Below are 17,645 nucleotides of genomic sequence, written 5' to 3'. Positions count from 1 at the left end.
ACCCATTGGTAAATTGCAAATTGATTCAAGTGATATGGATTCGGTCATTCAAAAAATAATGCACTGCATACAATTGTCTCCGGAAACAATTTAAACGGTCCATTTTAATTTATGGCTGCGAATATCCAAGAATTTTGGATATAAAACAGCATCTTAACGGACGTCCACCGCGAAATATTATATGCCTGAAAAGGGGCTTTATGAGTTACAACGGATTTCAGGAAGCGAACTGACGTCTTTATGCATTTATTCCCAAATGGGCCGATCCGATAATGCGCTTGCCAGTCTTAAAACGTAGGCCAATCAATAATATTACTATTAAATATACTATAAAATCAATAGTAATATGTAACTTTTTTTGAACTTTTTATAAAAAAATTGAAAAACTTTTCCACATTCTAAAAATGTGATAAAATGAAGCACAAATGAATAAAAAGGTACAGGCTCTAAACAAAAAAGCCGTCTCAATAGTTGAAACGGCCAGTTTGTAATTATATATAATACTTCCGGAATGACTATAAACCGAAAGCTGCTTTTACTTTATCAACGTAATCCAGCTTCTCCCAGGTAAACAGCTCAACTTCCACACTCTTCTCGTGTTTCTTGCCTTTGTTGAATACTTTGGTAACCACTTTAGGTTCGCGGCCCATGTGACCATAAGCAGCAGTTTCGCTGTAGATAGGGTTGCGCAGTTTCAGTCTTTGCTCGATCGCATAAGGACGCAGGTCAAAGATCTCTTCAATCTTCTTTGCAATCTCGCCATCGTTCAGTTTCACTTTGGAGGTACCGTTGGTGTTTACATAAATACCGCATGGTTTAGCTACACCGATAGCGTAGGACACCTGTACCAGTATTTCGTCGCACACACCTGCAGCCACCATGTTTTTGGCGATATGACGGGTTGCATAAGCAGCGGAACGGTCTACTTTGGAAGGATCTTTACCGGAGAAAGCGCCACCACCGTGAGCACCTTTACCACCGTAGGTGTCTACGATGATTTTGCGGCCGGTTAAGCCGGTATCACCGTGAGGGCCACCGATTACAAATTTACCGGTTGGGTTGATATGGTGATTGATATCAAAGCCTTCAAACAGTTTTTGCAGTTCCGGTTTCAGCTGTGCTTTTACGCGGGGGATCAGGATATTGATCATATCTTCCTTGATCTTTGCCAGCATTTTCTCATCAGCATCGAAATCATCGTGCTGGGTAGAAATCACGATAGAATCGATTCTTACCGGTTTATTATCATCAGAATATTCGATGGTTACCTGGGATTTGGCATCCGGGCGCAGGTATTTGATTTCTTTATTTTCACGACGGAGTACAGCGAGTTCCAGCAACAGTTTGTGTGCCAGATCCAGTGCCAGCGGCATGTAGTTTTCTGTTTCGCGGGTAGCATAACCAAACATCATACCCTGATCTCCTGCACCTTGTTCTTCCGGAGATTTACGGTCAACGCCCTGGTTGATATCCGGAGATTGTTCATGTATGGCAGAAAGAATTCCACAGGAATTCGCTTCAAACATGTACTCACTCTTGGTATAGCCAATTTTACGGATTACTTCTCTTGCAATGTCCTGCACATCAAGGTATGCCTCTGATTTCACCTCACCTGCCAAAACAACCTGGCCGGTAGTTACAAGCGTTTCACAAGCTACTTTAGATTTTGCATCGTATGCCAGAAAGTTGTCGATCAAAGCGTCAGAGATCTGATCAGCTACTTTATCAGGATGTCCTTCTGAAACGGATTCAGATGTAAATAAATAAGGCATAAAAAACTGGGATTAGTAGTTTTATGGTTTAGTGTAAATAATTCTGAGCTTGATATTATACTGTGACAGGTTACTACCACCTACTTTCACACGGTTCAGATCCATGTACAACGGCGAATATCCTTCAAGCTTGAAACCCTTGTTGGGATCCAGTTTCCTGATAAACCGCTGCATGGTATTGGCGAGGTTAAAGGTGTATTGCACCACCTGTACGCCTCCAAAGTTGGTAATCACCTGGCGGGTGCCGCCGAAATAGGCTGCGCCTCCTCCTGTATAATAGTCTGCGGGGATCTTGGTGGTATCACCGTTTGTATACTGGCGTAAAGATAAGCTTCCTGGTTCAATAAATATATTATTCATATCACTTGGGCCGGAAGTTATTTGTGTAATCACCAGCTCAGCTTTATTGATCAATACATTCGGGAAGTTTTCCAGGCCAGGTATCGTCAGGTTGGTAAACAGCCCCGGTGCAGCGTTCAGGAAGAGGATACTATCCCCGTTCGGGTTGCTGGTATTGATAAACCTGGCGGCCTGTGAACCATTGTAATTACGGGTGAAGTAATTGGCATGGGCGCTGGCATACTGATCGAACGACATGGTAGCGCGGAGCGAATCGGCTGTGGTGTTTTTGTAGAACACCGTCAGCTTCGTGTTGGTATTGTTTAGGTTCAGGTAAATCATGTTCCTGTTGGTACCGAGGTTGGTGTCCGGTACAATGGCAAACCCTTTCAGGTAAGCGCGGAAAGAGGAATCTGTGGCAAAGGCGCCATCAGACTTCTGGCTCAGCAGCTGGTTACCGAAAGCGGTGCTCAGTTTAATACGCAGCTGGGCGGTTTCCTTCGTACCATAAACGCTTACGGAGTCACGGAGCGACAGTGGCGTAACGGTAGCAGTACCCAGTAACTCTCCCGGGTTATAAGCCAGGGCTTTGTTATAAGCGTAATTGGAGTCGATGGTGAACCCGGTTTCAGCCATCCGGTACACCCGGAAGGTTTGAGGTGAGGAAGAATCACCGGTATAGCCACTGTAGCTCAGCGACAATACAACGGAATCCAGTGTTTGACCGGTACCTTCAAAGGTAAAGGCGCTTTTGGGTAACGATACCTGCGTGTATACGAAAGCGTGAGTTCTCCCAAAAACAGGGTCGGTGGTAACAGATCCCAGGATTTTATTATAGGCGTTTTGTCCGTTTAAAATAGAGGAATCATACCGGAGTATGTTGTTGGCAATAATACCTGTGAGCGTTGTGTCCTGTGCATTCACAAAATCGCCGGGAGGAATTAAACCACTTCCCAGGATAGTGGATTTGTTACAACCGGTTGCTCCGTACAGCAGAGTAATATAGGTAGCTAAGAAGCTAAGGTTCCTGAAATTGATCTTCACGCGTTATGTTGTTAGTGAGTATTGGTTTTACTGCCCGAACATGCTTTTAATACGCTTTAAATACGCTTCAACTCGCTTTAAAGGTGGACTTGATGGTTATTTACCCAGCAGTTGATTATACAATTGCAGGTAATCGCCCAGATCATCGTTGTCTTTTTTAAACGGCAGAATGATCTTTCCTTTTTCCGCTTTCACTTCGTCCACTACTTTCTTTTCCAGTTTATCACCGGCCAGTACAACCGCGTCCGCGTATTTTGCCGCTCCCCTGTTCAGTGCAGTGTTGGTACCTTCCTTAAACAGTTCCATATCTTTTTCCTTGATCTGGTTACTGATTGTGGCCTTCTTAACAAAGGTAGTGCCTAACTTTTCCTTGAATGTATTGGGAGTCAGCGAATATATGATCTTTGAATTGGCAAAGACAGGCTCTTTTTTATAAGCCGTTTTCAGATACATAGGTATCAGAGAGGTCATCCAGCCACTGCAATGAATGATGTCCGGAGGCCATCCGAACTTTTTCACCGTTTCCAGGGCTCCTTTGCAAAAGAAGACAGCTCTCGCTGCGTTGTCGTCAAAAAACTCTTCGTTTTCATCGGCAAACACAGTTTTACGCTTAAAATAATCTTCATTATCCAGGAAGTAAACCTGCAACCGGGCGTTTGGAAGTGAAGCCACCTTGATAATCAACGGGTAATCATCCCCGTCAATCACAATGTTGATCCCCGACAATCTTACGACCTCGTGCAAACGGTGTCTTCTCTCATTAATAATTCCAAATCTAGGCATGATCACTCTCACTTCCAGGCCAGCCTCATTGGACTTAATTGCCATTTTATTGACCATTGCCGCGTAATCACTCAATTCCAGGTACGGCGACATCTCTTGGGCAATAAAAAGAATTCTTTTCTTTGTGGACATTTAACGCTGATTATTAATGCAGTAATTTTTAATTTGGCTTGCAAAATTACGGATTTTTTACGGAATATTGGTCAATCTGTCAGTTTTAACATCCTTTTAAGCAATGATTTATGTATCTATTTAAGCGCAGCACGGACCTGAAGAAGCACCTGGACCTGGTAAGAAAAAGCAACAAAAGCATTGGTTTTGTGCCCACTATGGGAGCCCTCCATGCCGGTCACCTGTCACTTATTCAGGCAACCCGGCAAAAAAATGATGTGGTCGTTTGCAGCATCTTTGTCAATCCAACTCAGTTTAATGATCCAAAAGATTTTGAAAAATATCCCATCACAATAGAAGAGGATATAAAAAAATTAAATAATGTATCGACAGATATACTTTTTTTGCCATCCGTAGAGGAAATGTATCCCGAAGGTCTGGAAAGCGATCTGCATTATGACTTCGGCGACCTGGAAACTATCCTTGAAGGCAAATTCCGCCCAGGGCATTTTCAGGGCGTGGGTCGTATTGTACACAAGTTACTGGATATTGTGCAACCTGACCAGCTTTTTATGGGACAAAAAGATCTGCAGCAATGTCTTATCATCCGCCGGCTCCTCGCCATAACCCATTCCCCGGTAAAGCTGGTGGTGTGTCCTACCGAAAGGGAAAAAGATGGTTTGGCCATGAGCAGCCGCAATGCGCGCCTCTCTCCCGCCGCCCGGAAAAAAGCTGTGGGGATCTACCAGGCCCTTCTTCACATAAAAAACAACTTCGGGAAAGGCCTTCACTTTATGGAAGGCGCCCATGAAGCTTTTGATACACTCAAAAAACAAGGCTTTGAACCGGAATACGTGGATATCCTCCGGCTGGATAATGATACCCTCGTTCCCCTGGATCAGCCGCCCGGAAATGCTACCGTAGTTGTTGCCGTTGCAGCCTGGCTCGATGGCGTCCGGCTCATCGACAACATGATACTGCAGGGCAGCCTCTAACCTTATCCCGCAAGGGATGCAGCAGACACTGCACTACTGCTGCATCCCCTGTTCGATCTTCCATATTTTTTCCCTAGCTTTGCAAACGCTCTATAGCGCTAAGCCAGTATAAATTATGCAAATCGAAATTTTAAAGTGTAAGATTCACCGCGCGGTTGTGACGGAAGCCAATCTGCAATATGTTGGAAGTATTACGATTGACGAAGACCTTATGGACGCCGCTGGTTTAATCGAGTATGAAAAAGTGCAGGTATTAAACGTAAATAACGGAGAACGCCTGGAAACCTATGTGATCAAAGGAAAACGTGGTTCAGGTGTGATCTGTATGAATGGTCCCGCTGCCCGTCTTGTTGCCCCAGGTGATATAGTTATTATTATTTCCTATGCCACTATGGATTTTGAAGAAGCGAAAAGATATACACCTGTTGCCATTTTCCCCAAAGAAGGAAATAAACTGTAAACCCGTATCTGTACCTGTTTTTAACTAACGCCCTAAAACAACTTTGGATCATGCCCAAAACGCTTAAGAACGTCATTAAGTTTATTTGCTTTTTCGGCATCGGGGTGCTGTTGATATGGCTTTTTACCAAAGACATCACAACAGAACAATGGGAACAGATCAATACCGCTTTCCGTAAAGCCAATTACTGGCTGCTTATACCCACCATGACCATCGGTATTGCCAGTCACTGGTTCAGGGCCGTAAGATGGAAACTGCTGATGAAACCACTGGGTCATCAGCCCACCACATTAAATACCTTTTTTGCGGTAATGGTAGGCTATCTTGCCAACCTCGCGGTACCCCGCCTGGGAGAAGTAACCCGCTGCGGGATACTGGCCCAGTATGAAAAGGTGCCGGCCGACAAACTCGTAGGCACCATGATCGCGGAACGCGCAGTAGATATGGTTTGCCTGCTCCTGCTCATGGCCCTCACCGTGCTCACCCAGCTGGATGTTCTCGGCTCCTATGTCAACGAATCGATCTTCGTACCGGTATCCAACAAAATAGCACACGCCAATGGTATACAACTGCTGATAGGCATCGTTATACTCGCCGGCGTAATACTGCTTTTACTCTGGCTACTGAAAAAATTTGCCAGATCCAAAGTAGCTATCACCATTAAAAACCTTGCAAGAGGTATCATGGAAGGCATTCTTTCTATCGGCAAAATGGAAAAGAAAGGTTGGTTCCTGATACATACGGTGTTGATCTGGTCCTGCTACCTGTCGCAGGTATACATCGGGTTCTTCTGTCTGAAAGAAACCAGCCACCTGGGCATCAGCGCAGCTCTCGCCGTACTGATGATTGGTAGTGTAGGCATGATCGTTACCCCCGGCGGTATTGGCGCTTACCAGCCCCTGGTACAGAAATCACTGGAGCTGTATGGTATCCCTTTAGCTATCGGCTTTGCCTTTGGCTGGATCATCTGGGTGGCACAAACAGTGCTGGTGATCCTGCTCGGCTTCATCAGCCTGGTGGCGCTACCTGTTTACAATAAAAAACTTCCTGCACGTAGTTAAGTTAAGCGAAGGGAAATCCCCTTCGCCACATTCTCCCCTATTTTCTTTAACTTTAATTTAATACTTCAATTAAAGCGAAAGCTGTATCATCGTGGTTTAGACGATGTGATTTTTTTGAATGTAAATAAGTTCGTATGCGTTTGCCGAATGGTGAGAACCTTGATATTATGACAATGCCCGAAGTAACAGTACCAAAAAAAACAACCAAGAAGCCCCTTACAGAGAAGAAGAAAATGATTGCCAGGGATATCAGCTGGCTCTCTTTTAATGCCAGGGTTTTACAGGAAGCAGCAGACAAAACCGTTCCATTGCATGAGCGTATCCGCTTCTTAGGCATCTTTTCCAATAACCTTGATGAATTTTTCAGGGTAAGAGTAGCTACCCTCAAACGCATGATGTCTTTCGGTAAAGCCGGAAAAATGCATCTCGAAGAAAATCCTGATAAAATACTGGATGAAATACAGGCCCGTGTAATTGAGCAACAGCGCGAATTTGACCTCGTGTGGAAAGATATTGCGGAAGAACTGGAAGCCCAGCACATCTTCATGCGAACGGAAAAGCAGCTTAACCGCGAGCAACAGAAATTTGTACTCAACTACTTCAATGAACAGGTACGCACCAACATCATCCCCCTGATGATTGAAAGCATACAACAGTTCCCTATCCTGCGTGATAAATCTATTTACCTGGCTATTGTACTGGCCCGCCAGGATAATTCTGTACGACAAAAATTTGCACTCATAGAAATACCTACCACTGTACTTCCACGCTTTATTATCCTGCCCTCCAAACCCGGAGAACATGATATCATCCTGCTGGAAGACCTGGTACGCTTCTGCTTACCCAATATCTTTTCCTATTTCGGTTACGATAAATTTTCCGCACACATCATCAAAGTAACGCGCGATGCGGAACTGGATATTGATAATGATATTTCCGACAGTCTTATTCACCAGATTGAAAAAGGACTGAAAGACCGCCGTAAAGGCAAGCCGGTAAGGTTTGTATATGACAAGGACATAGACCCACTGCTGCTGGAATACCTGATGCGCAGACAGGGCCTGTCCGGAAAAGATAACCTGATACCAGGCGCCAGGATCCATAACTTCAAAGACTTTATGGATTTCCCGGAATCCATCTTCCCGCCTCATTTACACCGTAAAACCTTTACCCATCCGCTGTTTGTTAATGCGCCAAGCGTAATGCATGTAATACAACAGCAGGATGTAATGCTGCACTTCCCCTATCACTCGTTTGATACCATCATCGACCTGCTGAGGGAAGCCGCGATAGATCCGAATGTATCTTCTATAAAAATAACTGCGTACAGGCTTGCCCGTAATTCCAAAATAGTAAATGCACTGGTGAATGCCGTACGTAATGGTAAACAGGTAACCGTAGTACTGGAGCTGCGTGCGCGCTTTGATGAAGCCGCCAATCTCGACTGGAAATCAAGACTGGAAGAGGAAGGCGTGAAAGTGTTATTGGGTATCCCGAATATGAAGATCCACGCCAAACTGTGTGTGATCAAAAAACGGATTGGTACCAAAACACTGCAATGCGGCTTTGTAAGCACCGGTAATCTCAACGAAAGAACAGCCAGGGTATACGGCGATCACTGCCTGCTCACCACCAACCGCGCTATCATTGCCGATATGAACCGCATCTTTTCCTACCTGGAAAATACGCGTCATGATATCAAAATCCTGCAGGGCTGCAAAACCCTCCCGGTTAGTCCGTTTAACATGCGCGATACCTTCCTCCGCCTGATGGACCGGGAAATCAAGAATGCAAAACATAAAAAGAAAGCGGCTATCACCATTAAAATGAATTCACTTTCTGATGCCGCCCTCATCGCCAAACTGTATGAAGCCGCGAAAGCCGGCGTGGAAGTGAAGATGGTGATAAGAGGTATCTGTTGCGCCTATACGGAAAATAAAAAGTGGAAGAAGAATATCACCGCAGTAAGCATTGTGGATGAATACCTGGAACATGCCCGCGTATTTATTTTTCACCACGGGGGACAGGAAAAGGTATACATTGCTTCGTGCGACTGGATGATCCGTAATCTCGATCACCGTGTGGAGGCTGCCGCGCCTATAACGGACCCGGCTATACGCAAGGAACTGATAGACATCATGAATATTCAGCTCAGCGGTAATGTAAAAGCCCGTATACTGGACAACGAGCAGAAAAATGAATATAAGAAAGCAGGTGATAAAAAGATCCGTACACAGATAGAGATCTATAAATACCTTCACGAAAAAGAATACCATTAACTTTAAAAAGTTATACTTTTGCCCTTTTGATCTAACGACTGACAGATGAAATTAGCTGCGATTGATATAGGCTCCAATGCTGCCAGATTGCTCATCTCTGAAGCATCGCCGAATAGTGCGGGTGTAATGGACTTTACCAAGCTAAACCTGGTAAGAGTACCGTTACGGCTGGGTTTCGACGTATTTAACAACCAGGTTATTTCAGACAAAAAGGCCACACATCTTATTGACACCATCCGGGCCTATAAGCTGTTGCTGGATGTATACGAGGTGAAATATCTCAAGGCATGCGCCACCTCTGCCATGCGCGACGCCAGCAACGGCGTGGGTATCCTGCAGGAGGTAAAAGCACAAACCGGCATCGATATACAGATTATTACAGGGCAGGAAGAAGCTGCTTTTATTTACGAAAACCATGTGGCTGAAAACATGGATAAAACAAAGTCGTACCTCTACATCGATGTAGGCGGCGGCAGCACAGAAATCACCCTTTTCAGCGCAGGCAAACAAATCTTTAAAGAATCCTTTAATATAGGCACGATCCGGCTGCTGCAGCAACAGGTAACCGAAGCGCACTGGCAGCAGCTGAAAGACTTTCTTAAACAACAACTCAAAGGCATCGGCCCCGTGATTGCGATCGGTTCCGGTGGTAACATCAATAAAATATTCTCTCTCTCTAAACGAAAAGAAGGCAAGCCCCTTTCACTGGATACGCTGAAAGACTATTACAAGGAGTTCAGCGCCTTCACCGTGGAAGAACGTATTCACCTGTACGGCCTGCGGGAAGACCGCGCCGACGTGATTGTTCCTGCCCTGCAGATCTATGTAAATATTATGCGCTGGGCAGATACGCCGGAAATATATGTACCCAAGATAGGGCTTGCAGATGGCCTTATTCATGCCCTTTATGAGGAAATCGCGGTGAGTTCCTGATCCCCGGCCGTACATAAAAAACATTTTCTTTTATCTTTTTATATTGCCACCTTTGCGGTTATTGCTAACAGCTAAATGCTAAAAGCTCACTGCTTATGTCTGTGAATAAAGAAATAAAGCGTGTCACTACGCATATACTGCAGAAGATGAAAGTAGACGGGGAAAAGATCTCCATGCTTACTGCGTATGATTATTCTATGGCCCGCATTTTTGATGATGCAGGCATTGATATCCTGCTGGTGGGAGATTCTGCATCCAATGTAATGGCGGGTCATGAAACCACCCTTCCTATTACGCTGGACCAGATGATCTATCATGCCGCTTCCGTAGTCAGGGCTATTAAACGCTGCTTTGTGATCGTGGATCTGCCCTTTGGCTCTTACCAGGGGAACTCCAAAGAAGCATTGGGATCTGCCATCCGTATTATGAAAGAAACAGGCGCCCACGGTATCAAAATTGAAGGCGGCGAAGAAATCATTGAATCCGTAAAACGTATTATCTCCGCCGGTGTTCCGGTAATGGGCCACCTGGGACTTACACCCCAGTCGATTTATAAGTTTGGTACCTACGCCGTACGCGCTACGGAAGAAGCAGAAGCCAATAAGCTGATCAAGGACGCGAAACTGTTGCAGGAAGCCGGCTGCTTTGCCATTGTACTGGAAAAGATCCCGGCATCACTGGCGAAGATCGTTGCCGAAACCGTGGAAATTCCCATCATTGGCATCGGTGCAGGCAGGTATGTGGATGGACAGGTACTGGTAATGCACGATATGCTCGGCATTAATAAGGAGTTCAAACCACGTTTCCTCCGTCGGTATCTCGACCTTTACAGCCAGATCTTTGGCGCCACCCAGGCATACATCAATGATGTAAAATCCAAAGATTTCCCGAATGAAAATGAACAGTACTGATTAAATAATAAGTAAGAATGACGGATTTGCAGAGAGATCATTATCTCCATACAAATTCGTCATTTGTATTTAATATAAATTCCCTATATTCGCTTCGCACTTTATAAGTTGAATGAACTACCTGTTAAACATACAACTCTCTTTACTCTCCTATCTGCGGAGCACCTGCTCCCATGTGCCATAGGTAGCACTTCCTTTCTATTCTTTTCCTTTCCTGCAGCGCCGCTTAGCGGTTTGTAATGCTATTGTATCTGCAATACTGACTTTCATCACAACAGATGATTTGCATTGGTTTGTTTTCAATCCATCCGCAAATGCATTGGTTCGTGTATAACAGTGATGGGTATACGTAGTTAAGGGAAGCGTCGTTTATTATTATTTATTCCGGAAGCAAAACATGCTTCCCTCTTCACTATAATTCCAAACAGATTATGAAACGTGTAATGATTATTGGCGCCGGTAAGATCGGCGAAACCGCGGCCTTCTTACTGCAACAGTCCGGCGACTATGAAGTAACGCTGGCCGACAGCAACAACGCCCTGCTGCAGAAATGCACTGACGCCCGTATCCGCAAAACAGTACTGGATGTAAACAATGCCACCTCGCTGCAGCAGGCATTGCAGGAACAGGACATGGTGCTGAGCGCCTGCCCCTTTTTCCTGAACGTAAAAATTGCTACCGCAGCCGCCAAAGCCAACACCCATTATTTTGATTTAACAGAAGATGTAGCTACTACCAATGCCATCCGCGAAATTGCCGCACAAGCCAATGTAAGCTTCATGCCGCAATGCGGACTGGCCCCTGGTTTCATCAGCATCGCCGCACATGATATTGCCAAACAGTTTGATACGCTGGACGCTGTTCGCCTCCGTGTAGGCGCGCTGCCACAGTTTCCTACCAACAGCCTCATGTATAACCTCACCTGGAGCACCGATGGACTGATCAACGAATACTGCAACCCCTGCGATGCCATTCACGAAGGCGAACGCAAAGAGGTAATGCCAATGGAAGGCTACGAGCGCTTTGCCCTTGATGGCGTGGAATATGAGGCGTTTAATACCTCCGGCGGACTGGGCGCCCTCGCTGAAATCCTGGACCGTAAAGTGTACAATCTCGATTACAAAACCGTGCGCTATCCGGGTCACTGCCAGCTGATGAAAATCCTTTTGAATGAGCTGAAACTCAATAAAAAAAGAGAAATGCTGAAGGAGATTATGGAAGATAGCATACCTTTCACCCAGCAGGATGTAGTATTGGTTTTTGTATCGGTATCGGGAATGGTGAACGGCCGCTCTGTGCAACGTTCCTATTCACGCAAGATCTATAACCAGGCAGTATCTGGCAGGGACTTTACCGCCATACAACTTACCACTGCCGGCGCGGCCTGTGCAGTGATAGACCTGCATGCGAAAGGACTGCTGCCAGCCAATGGTTTTGTGCGCCAGGAAGACGTGGCATTTAATGACCTGATCAACAACCGTTTTGCGGTATATTATAACTAGCCCTAAAAGCTGTATGTCATGTTAAAAGATGTTTTAAACGGGCTGATGGAGCGCTATCAGCAAAGGGTTCCGGATGTTGGAGCCGTTATCGCCGCCATGATAAAGGAAGGCATTATTACGCAGGCAGACGATATAGAGAATGACCACATCGCCTTCCGCACAATGGGTGTACCACAGCTCGGGGTACAGTCGCTCGAGAAGATATTTCTCCATTACGGCTATACGAAAATGGATAAGTATCACTTTCCTGCCAAGAAGCTGGATGCGTGGTGGTATGCTCCGCCCGAGCCACAATACCCGCGTATCTTTATCAGTGAGCTGCGGGTGGCCGAACTGAGTGCTGCTGCACAAACCATCATCCATCATTACACGGATGAAGTGAAGACTGACCCGGTGAATGCATTGGACCTCGACGACAGCAAGGCTGTAGATGCCTTCCTTCACAGCGCCCTGTGGCAAACCCCTACCCTGGCGGATTACAAAGTACTGGCCGCGGAGAGTGAGTACGCCGCCTGGGTGATCTACAACCGTTATTACCTCAATCACTTTACCGTAAGCGTACATAATCTTCCCCCGGGATATAATACCGTGGCCGATTTCAACCAGTTCCTGGAGAAACATGGCTTTCATCTCAACGACTCCGGTGGTAAAATTAAAACCAGTCCGGATGGCAGATTGCTGCAAAGCGCCACAGTTGCAGGCATGATCACTGCTACTTTTTCGGGCGGGGAACAATTCCCCATCGCCGGCTCCTATGTGGAGTTTGCTGAAAGAAAGGTACTCCCTGCATTTGCGCATTTACCTGCCAGCGAAATACGCCGGGAACACCGCAGGGAAGGTTTTGAAGCCGGCAACGCCGATAAGATCTTTGAAAGCACCTACGCCGCCCAAACAAAAAAAAGTTCCTAATTTAGTTTATTAATACACCAACAATGGAAGACATCTTAAAAGCATTTGGCATCACTGCGGCACAAAGTGGTATCAGCACGGGAACCCACTGGTTGCCGGCTCACGGCGAGGAAATCACCTCAGTTTCGCCGGTAAATAATAAGAAGATTATTACCGTCAGAAGCGCTAACCGGGAAGATTATGACCAGGTAGTAGCCGTGGCCCAGGAGGCTTTCAAGGAATGGCGCACATGGCCCGCGCCCAAAAGGGGCGAAATAGTACGACAGATCGGGGTAGCCCTCCGTGAACATAAAGAACATCTTGGGAAACTGGTATCCTATGAAATGGGAAAGAGTTTGCAGGAAGGATATGGAGAAGTACAGGAGATGATCGACATCTGCGACTTCGCAGTGGGCCTCTCCAGGCAGCTGCATGGCTTAACGATGCACTCTGAGCGTCCGGGTCACCGGATGTATGAGCAGTGGCATCCGCTGGGTATTACCGGTATTATTTCCGCCTTTAACTTCCCGGTAGCAGTTTGGAGCTGGAACTCCATGCTGGCATGGGTTTGCGGAAACGTATGTATCTGGAAGCCTTCTGAAAAAACACCTGTTACGGCCTTAGCCTGTCAGCATATAGTAGCCAATGTATTCGCCGCCAACAAAGTACCGGAAGGCGTTTCCTGCCTGGTAACCGGCAACCGTGATGCAGGTGAATGGCTGGCGCACGACAAACGAATTCCGCTGGTTTCCGCCACCGGATCCACCCGCATGGGTAAAGCCGTAGGAGCTGCCGTAGGCGAGCGTTTAGGACGCTCCCTGCTGGAACTGGGCGGTAATAATGCCATCATTATTTCACAGGATGCCGACCTGGATATGTCGCTCATTGGCGCCGTGTTTGGCGCCGTGGGTACCGCCGGGCAGCGTTGCACCTCTACCCGCAGGCTTATCATCCATGAAAGTGTGTATGATGCGTTTACCGCGCGGCTGGTAAAAGCGTACGCTCAGTTGCGTATCGGCAACCCGCTGGATCAACACAACCACGTAGGTCCGTTGATCGACAAAGCCGCCGTGGATGCTTATCTCAGCTCAATAGAACAGGTAAAACAACAGGGCGGTTCCTTTCTCGTGGAAGGCGGTGTATTGTCCGGCCCGGGTTATGAATCCGGATGCTATGTGAAACCCTGCATTGCAGCGGTGGAAAACACTTACGCCATAGTACAGCACGAAACCTTTGCGCCTATTTTGTACGTCATGAAATACGCTACGCTGGCCGAAGCCATTGCCATGCAGAATGATGTGCCGCAGGGGCTTTCCTCTGCCATCATGACGCTGAACCTCCGCGAAGCAGAACAGTTCCTTTCCAATGCAGGATCCGACTGTGGTATTGCCAATGTAAATATCGGCACATCCGGCGCTGAAATAGGCGGCGCTTTCGGCGGTGAAAAAGAAACCGGCGGTGGCCGTGAAAGTGGCTCCGATGCGTGGAGAGCTTACATGCGCCGGCAAACCAATACCATCAACTATTCCAACAGTCTCCCACTGGCACAGGGCATCAAATTTGATCTCTGATGTAAATAAATCAGCTATCCGTTTGCAGGTACAAATACCCCAAAACGGATAGCTGACAACAATATTTTTACTGTAAATTTTTCCGGATCATCCAGCTCCGAGGCGCTTGCCCCGGAGCTTTTAATTTTCGTGACAGGAGATGCTACCCGATCAGATTTTTAAAAGCGGTTGATAAAATTACTACGTGTCAAAAACGTTTCAGCAACCTGCGTTGCTTTTCTCTACATACACCGACGGCGGCAAGGTTTTAAAAATAGTAGCGAGGTTAGAGAACCCCGCTTTTCGTTAAACGGAAACCATGCTTATGAGAAAAGTTAGAAATGGCGGGAAGCCATTAGAAACTCTTCCGGATATAAATATTAGACTTTTTTTTGAATATTCATATTCAACTTTTGTGCTACTGCCGTATTATTACCACTGTGTTTCACCACTAAAACCTGCCCGGATCCTTTATCATACAGTGTTTTCATGATTTTGCCCTTTACGCCCGCATGCTGTAACATCGCAGTAATATTTTCAGGAACGCTGCAAATAACAATCGTTTTGCCCTTATTTTTCTTTATCATGTCTTTAAGGGTGGCGGTTGTTTGCTCGGGATCACCGTTTAACCGGAAGTAGTCCAGCTGCTGCTGGTGCGCCTTTGAGAGCGGGGTAACCGTTTGCACGGCACGGTTCAGATAGGTGGTGTAAATGGCGGAGATCTCCGTTCCTTCCAGGGAAGACGCCAGTTGGGTGGCCTGTTCCAGCCCTGTGGCACTGAGGCCGGGATCTGCTGATGGGGATGATTCCATTTCCGCAGCATTCACAAAAATGAGGGTGGTTACTTCAGGTTCAGCGGCAGACACAGGTGTGCCGGTAGCCAGCAAAGTGGCCATGAGAACAGCTTTTAACATGATTGGTAGATTTAAATAAATGAAATACGATACCTGTAATAATCCCGAACGAAGATCTGGCAGATGAGGGGTATGAGGAATAAGAACAGGTTAAAATTAAGACAGCCGGGAACAATTGCAAAAGGGATTGTGACAGGTGGTTACGGGCTATGTCCGGCAAGCAAATCAGGATAAGATAGACGTAAACAATGCCCGTCACCGGAATGCCCGGAAAACCCTCCAATCTCCCAATCAACCAATATATAGCGCGTTTATCATTAAAATTTAATGTTATACCGCTTTTTCTATACCTTTAATCTTATCATCATGATATTTTTAGTTGTTTTTTATAGGGAAAATTATTGAACATGAAATTGTTAAGCCGAGAGGTTGCAGTCCTGGCAGGGTGTGTTGCATTGATGACTGCATTTACAACAAATACTGAAGCGCAGAGTAAACCCCAGATACCCAAAAACTGGCAGTTGTTGAGTTACGATACCGACAGTGTATTTGGTACGTCAACAGAAAAGGCCTATAAGGAATTGTTAAAAGGGAAGAAAAGTACACCTGTTATTGTGGCGGTGATCGACTCTGGTATTGACACCACGCATGAAGATCTCAAAAGCATACTGTGGACCAACACCCGCGAAATTCCAGGTAACGGCAAGGATGACGACCGTAATGGATATGTGGACGATATTCATGGCTGGAACTTCCTGGGTGGTAAAGACGGCAGCAGCCTGAAAGAAGACTCTGAAGAAGCCGCCCGTGAATACTACCGCTACAAAAGCCTTTATGGCAACCCGGATTCCGCACTGGCAAAAGATTCAAAAGAATATGCCATCTGGCAGCAGTTGCAGTCGAAAATTGAGAAGCCCAATTCCCAGTTTAAGATGCAATACAAAAGCATGTCGAAGCTCCAGGAAAACGTGAACAAGTGTGAATCCATCCTGAAAACCTACCTGGGCAAGGATGATTTCAATGTAGCCCAGCTGGACAGTATTCAAACAACCAACCAGGACGTATTGCTGGCGCGTAATTTCATGAGCCGTTTGCTGAAAAGCGCCGGTGATGAACCCGCTACTTTCGGCGAGTTCAAAATGGAATTCGACGAATACATGAATGAACTGAAGCGTAAGGCAGAAAGTACAGAAGTAGCGCCAAACGCCAACAGGGAAAGGATTGTAGGCGACAACCTCGACGATATCAACGATAACAAATACGGCAATAACGACGTGATGGGTACCTTTGGTTTCCACGGTACGCACGTTTCCGGTATCATTGCAGCTGCCAGGAACAATGGCGTAGGTATGGACGGCGTGGCCGACAATGTGCGCATCATGGCGGTAAAAGCCGTACCGGATGGCGATGAAAGAGATAAAGATGTGGCCCTGGCCATCCGTTATGCGGTAGACAATGGCGCGCAGATCATTAATATGAGCTTTGGCAAACCGTTCTCGCCTCATAAGGATTGGGTGGATGCGGCTATTAAATATGCAGAAGAAAAAGGCGTATTGCTGATACACGCAGCCGGTAACGACGGCAGCAACAACGACTCCGTTGCCAACTATCCTAACCCCAATTACCTGGATGGCACCATTGCCACCAATGTGATTACTGTAGGCGCAAGCAATACAGGATTGGGCAACGATAAAGTGGCTCCTTTCTCTAACTATGGTAAGAAAAGCGTGGATCTTTTTGCGCCTGGTGTGCAAATCTACTCTACTATTCCGGGTGGCAACAAATACGGCAGCGCCAGCGGTACCAGCATGGCCAGCCCTGTGGTAGCGGGCGTAGCAGCACTGGTACTCTCCTATTATCCGGAACTCAGCGCCAGGCAGCTGAAATATGTACTGGAAAAAAGCGCTACACCATTACCGGGTGGTACTACTGAAGTAAATAAACCAGGTACATCTGATGAAAAGGTAAATTTTGCGGATCTGTCTATCACCGGTGGAATGATCAATGCCTATGAAGCATTAAAGCTGGCGGCTACTATCAAAGGTGAAAATGTGAAAGGTAAAAAACAGCACAAGGCAAAAATAAAGGCTATCAAAAAGAACTAATTCAATCAGTATAAAAAAGGGCGGGAATTTTATTTTAAAAGATAAAATTCCCGCCCTT

Annotated in this window: 14 protein-coding genes; 10 read left to right on the top strand and 4 right to left on the bottom strand. The window is 46.2% G+C overall.

Translation table 11 applies throughout. The annotated features are described in order from the left end of the window. Nucleotides 1–515: 515 nt before the first annotated feature. From metK to PV783_RS19300, 3 genes are all read right to left on the bottom strand, one after another. Entirely contained in the window at nt 516–1,772 is a 1,257-nt protein-coding gene (metK, locus tag PV783_RS19310; protein WP_079467428.1) for a methionine adenosyltransferase, read from the bottom strand. Nucleotides 1,773–1,793: 21 nt separating this feature from the next. Further along, entirely contained in the window at nt 1,794–3,155 is a 1,362-nt protein-coding gene (locus tag PV783_RS19305) for a DUF4270 family protein (protein ID WP_079467429.1), read from the bottom strand. 96 nt (nt 3,156–3,251) lie between these two features. After that, complete coding sequence (locus PV783_RS19300; protein ID WP_079467430.1) at nt 3,252–4,070, bottom strand: glycogen/starch synthase; 819 nt, start codon at nt 4,068–4,070, stop codon at nt 3,252–3,254. Nucleotides 4,071–4,180: 110 nt separating this feature from the next. Here PV783_RS19300 and panC point away from each other — a divergent pair, with 110 nt between their 5' ends. The 9 genes from panC to PV783_RS19255 all read left to right on the top strand — a co-directional run bounded on the left by panC (nt 4,181) and on the right by PV783_RS19255 (nt 14,649). Next, a complete protein-coding gene (panC, locus tag PV783_RS19295; RefSeq protein ID WP_420989215.1) occupies nt 4,181–5,044 on the top strand; it encodes a pantoate--beta-alanine ligase in 864 nt (287 codons plus the stop codon). A 115-nt stretch (nt 5,045–5,159) separates the two neighbouring features. Continuing rightward, nucleotides 5,160–5,504, top strand: coding sequence for an aspartate 1-decarboxylase (gene panD, locus PV783_RS19290; protein WP_420989214.1), 345 nt, complete (start codon nt 5,160–5,162; stop codon nt 5,502–5,504). Nucleotides 5,505–5,554: 50 nt separating this feature from the next. After that, on the top strand, nt 5,555–6,565 hold the full coding sequence (locus tag PV783_RS19285; protein WP_420989213.1) for a lysylphosphatidylglycerol synthase transmembrane domain-containing protein: 1,011 nt from the start codon (nt 5,555–5,557) through the stop codon (nt 6,563–6,565). A 134-nt stretch (nt 6,566–6,699) separates the two neighbouring features. After that, nucleotides 6,700–8,844, top strand: coding sequence for a polyphosphate kinase 1 (gene ppk1, locus PV783_RS19280; RefSeq protein WP_420989212.1), 2,145 nt, complete (start codon nt 6,700–6,702; stop codon nt 8,842–8,844). A 45-nt stretch (nt 8,845–8,889) separates the two neighbouring features. Next, entirely contained in the window at nt 8,890–9,777 is an 888-nt protein-coding gene (locus PV783_RS19275) for an exopolyphosphatase (protein ID WP_079467435.1), read from the top strand. Nucleotides 9,778–9,872: 95 nt separating this feature from the next. Further along, nucleotides 9,873–10,688 carry a 3-methyl-2-oxobutanoate hydroxymethyltransferase gene (gene panB / locus PV783_RS19270; protein ID WP_079467436.1) on the top strand — a complete coding sequence of 272 codons (816 nt, stop codon included), beginning with the start codon at nt 9,873–9,875 and terminating at the stop codon, nt 10,686–10,688. 431 nt (nt 10,689–11,119) lie between these two features. Continuing rightward, the gene (locus tag PV783_RS19265; protein WP_079467437.1) at nt 11,120–12,190 is read left to right on the top strand and encodes a saccharopine dehydrogenase family protein; all 1,071 of its coding nucleotides are present in this window, start codon (nt 11,120–11,122) and stop codon (nt 12,188–12,190) included. Between the two features lie 18 nt (nt 12,191–12,208). Then, nucleotides 12,209–13,099: a DUF1338 domain-containing protein gene (locus PV783_RS19260; protein ID WP_111578090.1), complete on the top strand. Its 891-nt coding sequence runs from the start codon at nt 12,209–12,211 to the stop codon at nt 13,097–13,099. 23 nt (nt 13,100–13,122) lie between these two features. Beyond that, nucleotides 13,123–14,649, top strand: coding sequence for an aldehyde dehydrogenase family protein (locus PV783_RS19255; RefSeq protein WP_079467439.1), 1,527 nt, complete (start codon nt 13,123–13,125; stop codon nt 14,647–14,649). A 359-nt stretch (nt 14,650–15,008) separates the two neighbouring features. On the opposite strand, the gene PV783_RS19250 is transcribed toward PV783_RS19255, so the two are convergent. Further along, entirely contained in the window at nt 15,009–15,542 is a 534-nt protein-coding gene (locus PV783_RS19250) for a phosphoglycerate mutase family protein (RefSeq protein WP_079467440.1), read from the bottom strand. 347 nt (nt 15,543–15,889) lie between these two features. Between PV783_RS19250 and PV783_RS19245 the strand changes: the two genes are divergently transcribed. Further along, nucleotides 15,890–17,587, top strand: coding sequence for a S8 family peptidase (locus tag PV783_RS19245; RefSeq protein ID WP_227024525.1), 1,698 nt, complete (start codon nt 15,890–15,892; stop codon nt 17,585–17,587). The last annotated feature ends 58 nt before the right edge of the window (nt 17,588–17,645 follow it).

The sequence above is a fragment of the Chitinophaga sp. CC14 genome (genome assembly GCF_048957795.1).
Taxonomy (GTDB): Bacteria; Bacteroidota; Bacteroidia; order Chitinophagales; family Chitinophagaceae; genus Chitinophaga; species Chitinophaga ginsengisegetis.
This window is presented reverse-complemented; position numbering and strand designations above follow the sequence as displayed.

Coding starts and splice junctions, on each gene's coding strand:
- metK (WP_079467428.1), bottom strand. CDS start 1,772: ATGCCTTATTTATTTACATCTGAATCCGTTTCAGAAGGACATCCTGAT.
- PV783_RS19300 (WP_079467430.1), bottom strand. CDS start 4,070: ATGTCCACAAAGAAAAGAATTCTTTTTATTGCCCAAGAGATGTCGCCG.
- panC (WP_420989215.1), top strand. CDS start 4,181: ATGTATCTATTTAAGCGCAGCACGGACCTGAAGAAGCACCTGGACCTG.
- panD (WP_420989214.1), top strand. CDS start 5,160: ATGCAAATCGAAATTTTAAAGTGTAAGATTCACCGCGCGGTTGTGACG.
- PV783_RS19285 (WP_420989213.1), top strand. CDS start 5,555: ATGCCCAAAACGCTTAAGAACGTCATTAAGTTTATTTGCTTTTTCGGC.
- ppk1 (WP_420989212.1), top strand. CDS start 6,700: ATGCGTTTGCCGAATGGTGAGAACCTTGATATTATGACAATGCCCGAA.
- PV783_RS19275 (WP_079467435.1), top strand. CDS start 8,890: ATGAAATTAGCTGCGATTGATATAGGCTCCAATGCTGCCAGATTGCTC.
- panB (WP_079467436.1), top strand. CDS start 9,873: ATGTCTGTGAATAAAGAAATAAAGCGTGTCACTACGCATATACTGCAG.
- PV783_RS19265 (WP_079467437.1), top strand. CDS start 11,120: ATGAAACGTGTAATGATTATTGGCGCCGGTAAGATCGGCGAAACCGCG.
- PV783_RS19260 (WP_111578090.1), top strand. CDS start 12,209: ATGTTAAAAGATGTTTTAAACGGGCTGATGGAGCGCTATCAGCAAAGG.
- PV783_RS19255 (WP_079467439.1), top strand. CDS start 13,123: ATGGAAGACATCTTAAAAGCATTTGGCATCACTGCGGCACAAAGTGGT.
- PV783_RS19250 (WP_079467440.1), bottom strand. CDS start 15,542: ATGTTAAAAGCTGTTCTCATGGCCACTTTGCTGGCTACCGGCACACCT.
- PV783_RS19245 (WP_227024525.1), top strand. CDS start 15,890: ATGAAATTGTTAAGCCGAGAGGTTGCAGTCCTGGCAGGGTGTGTTGCA.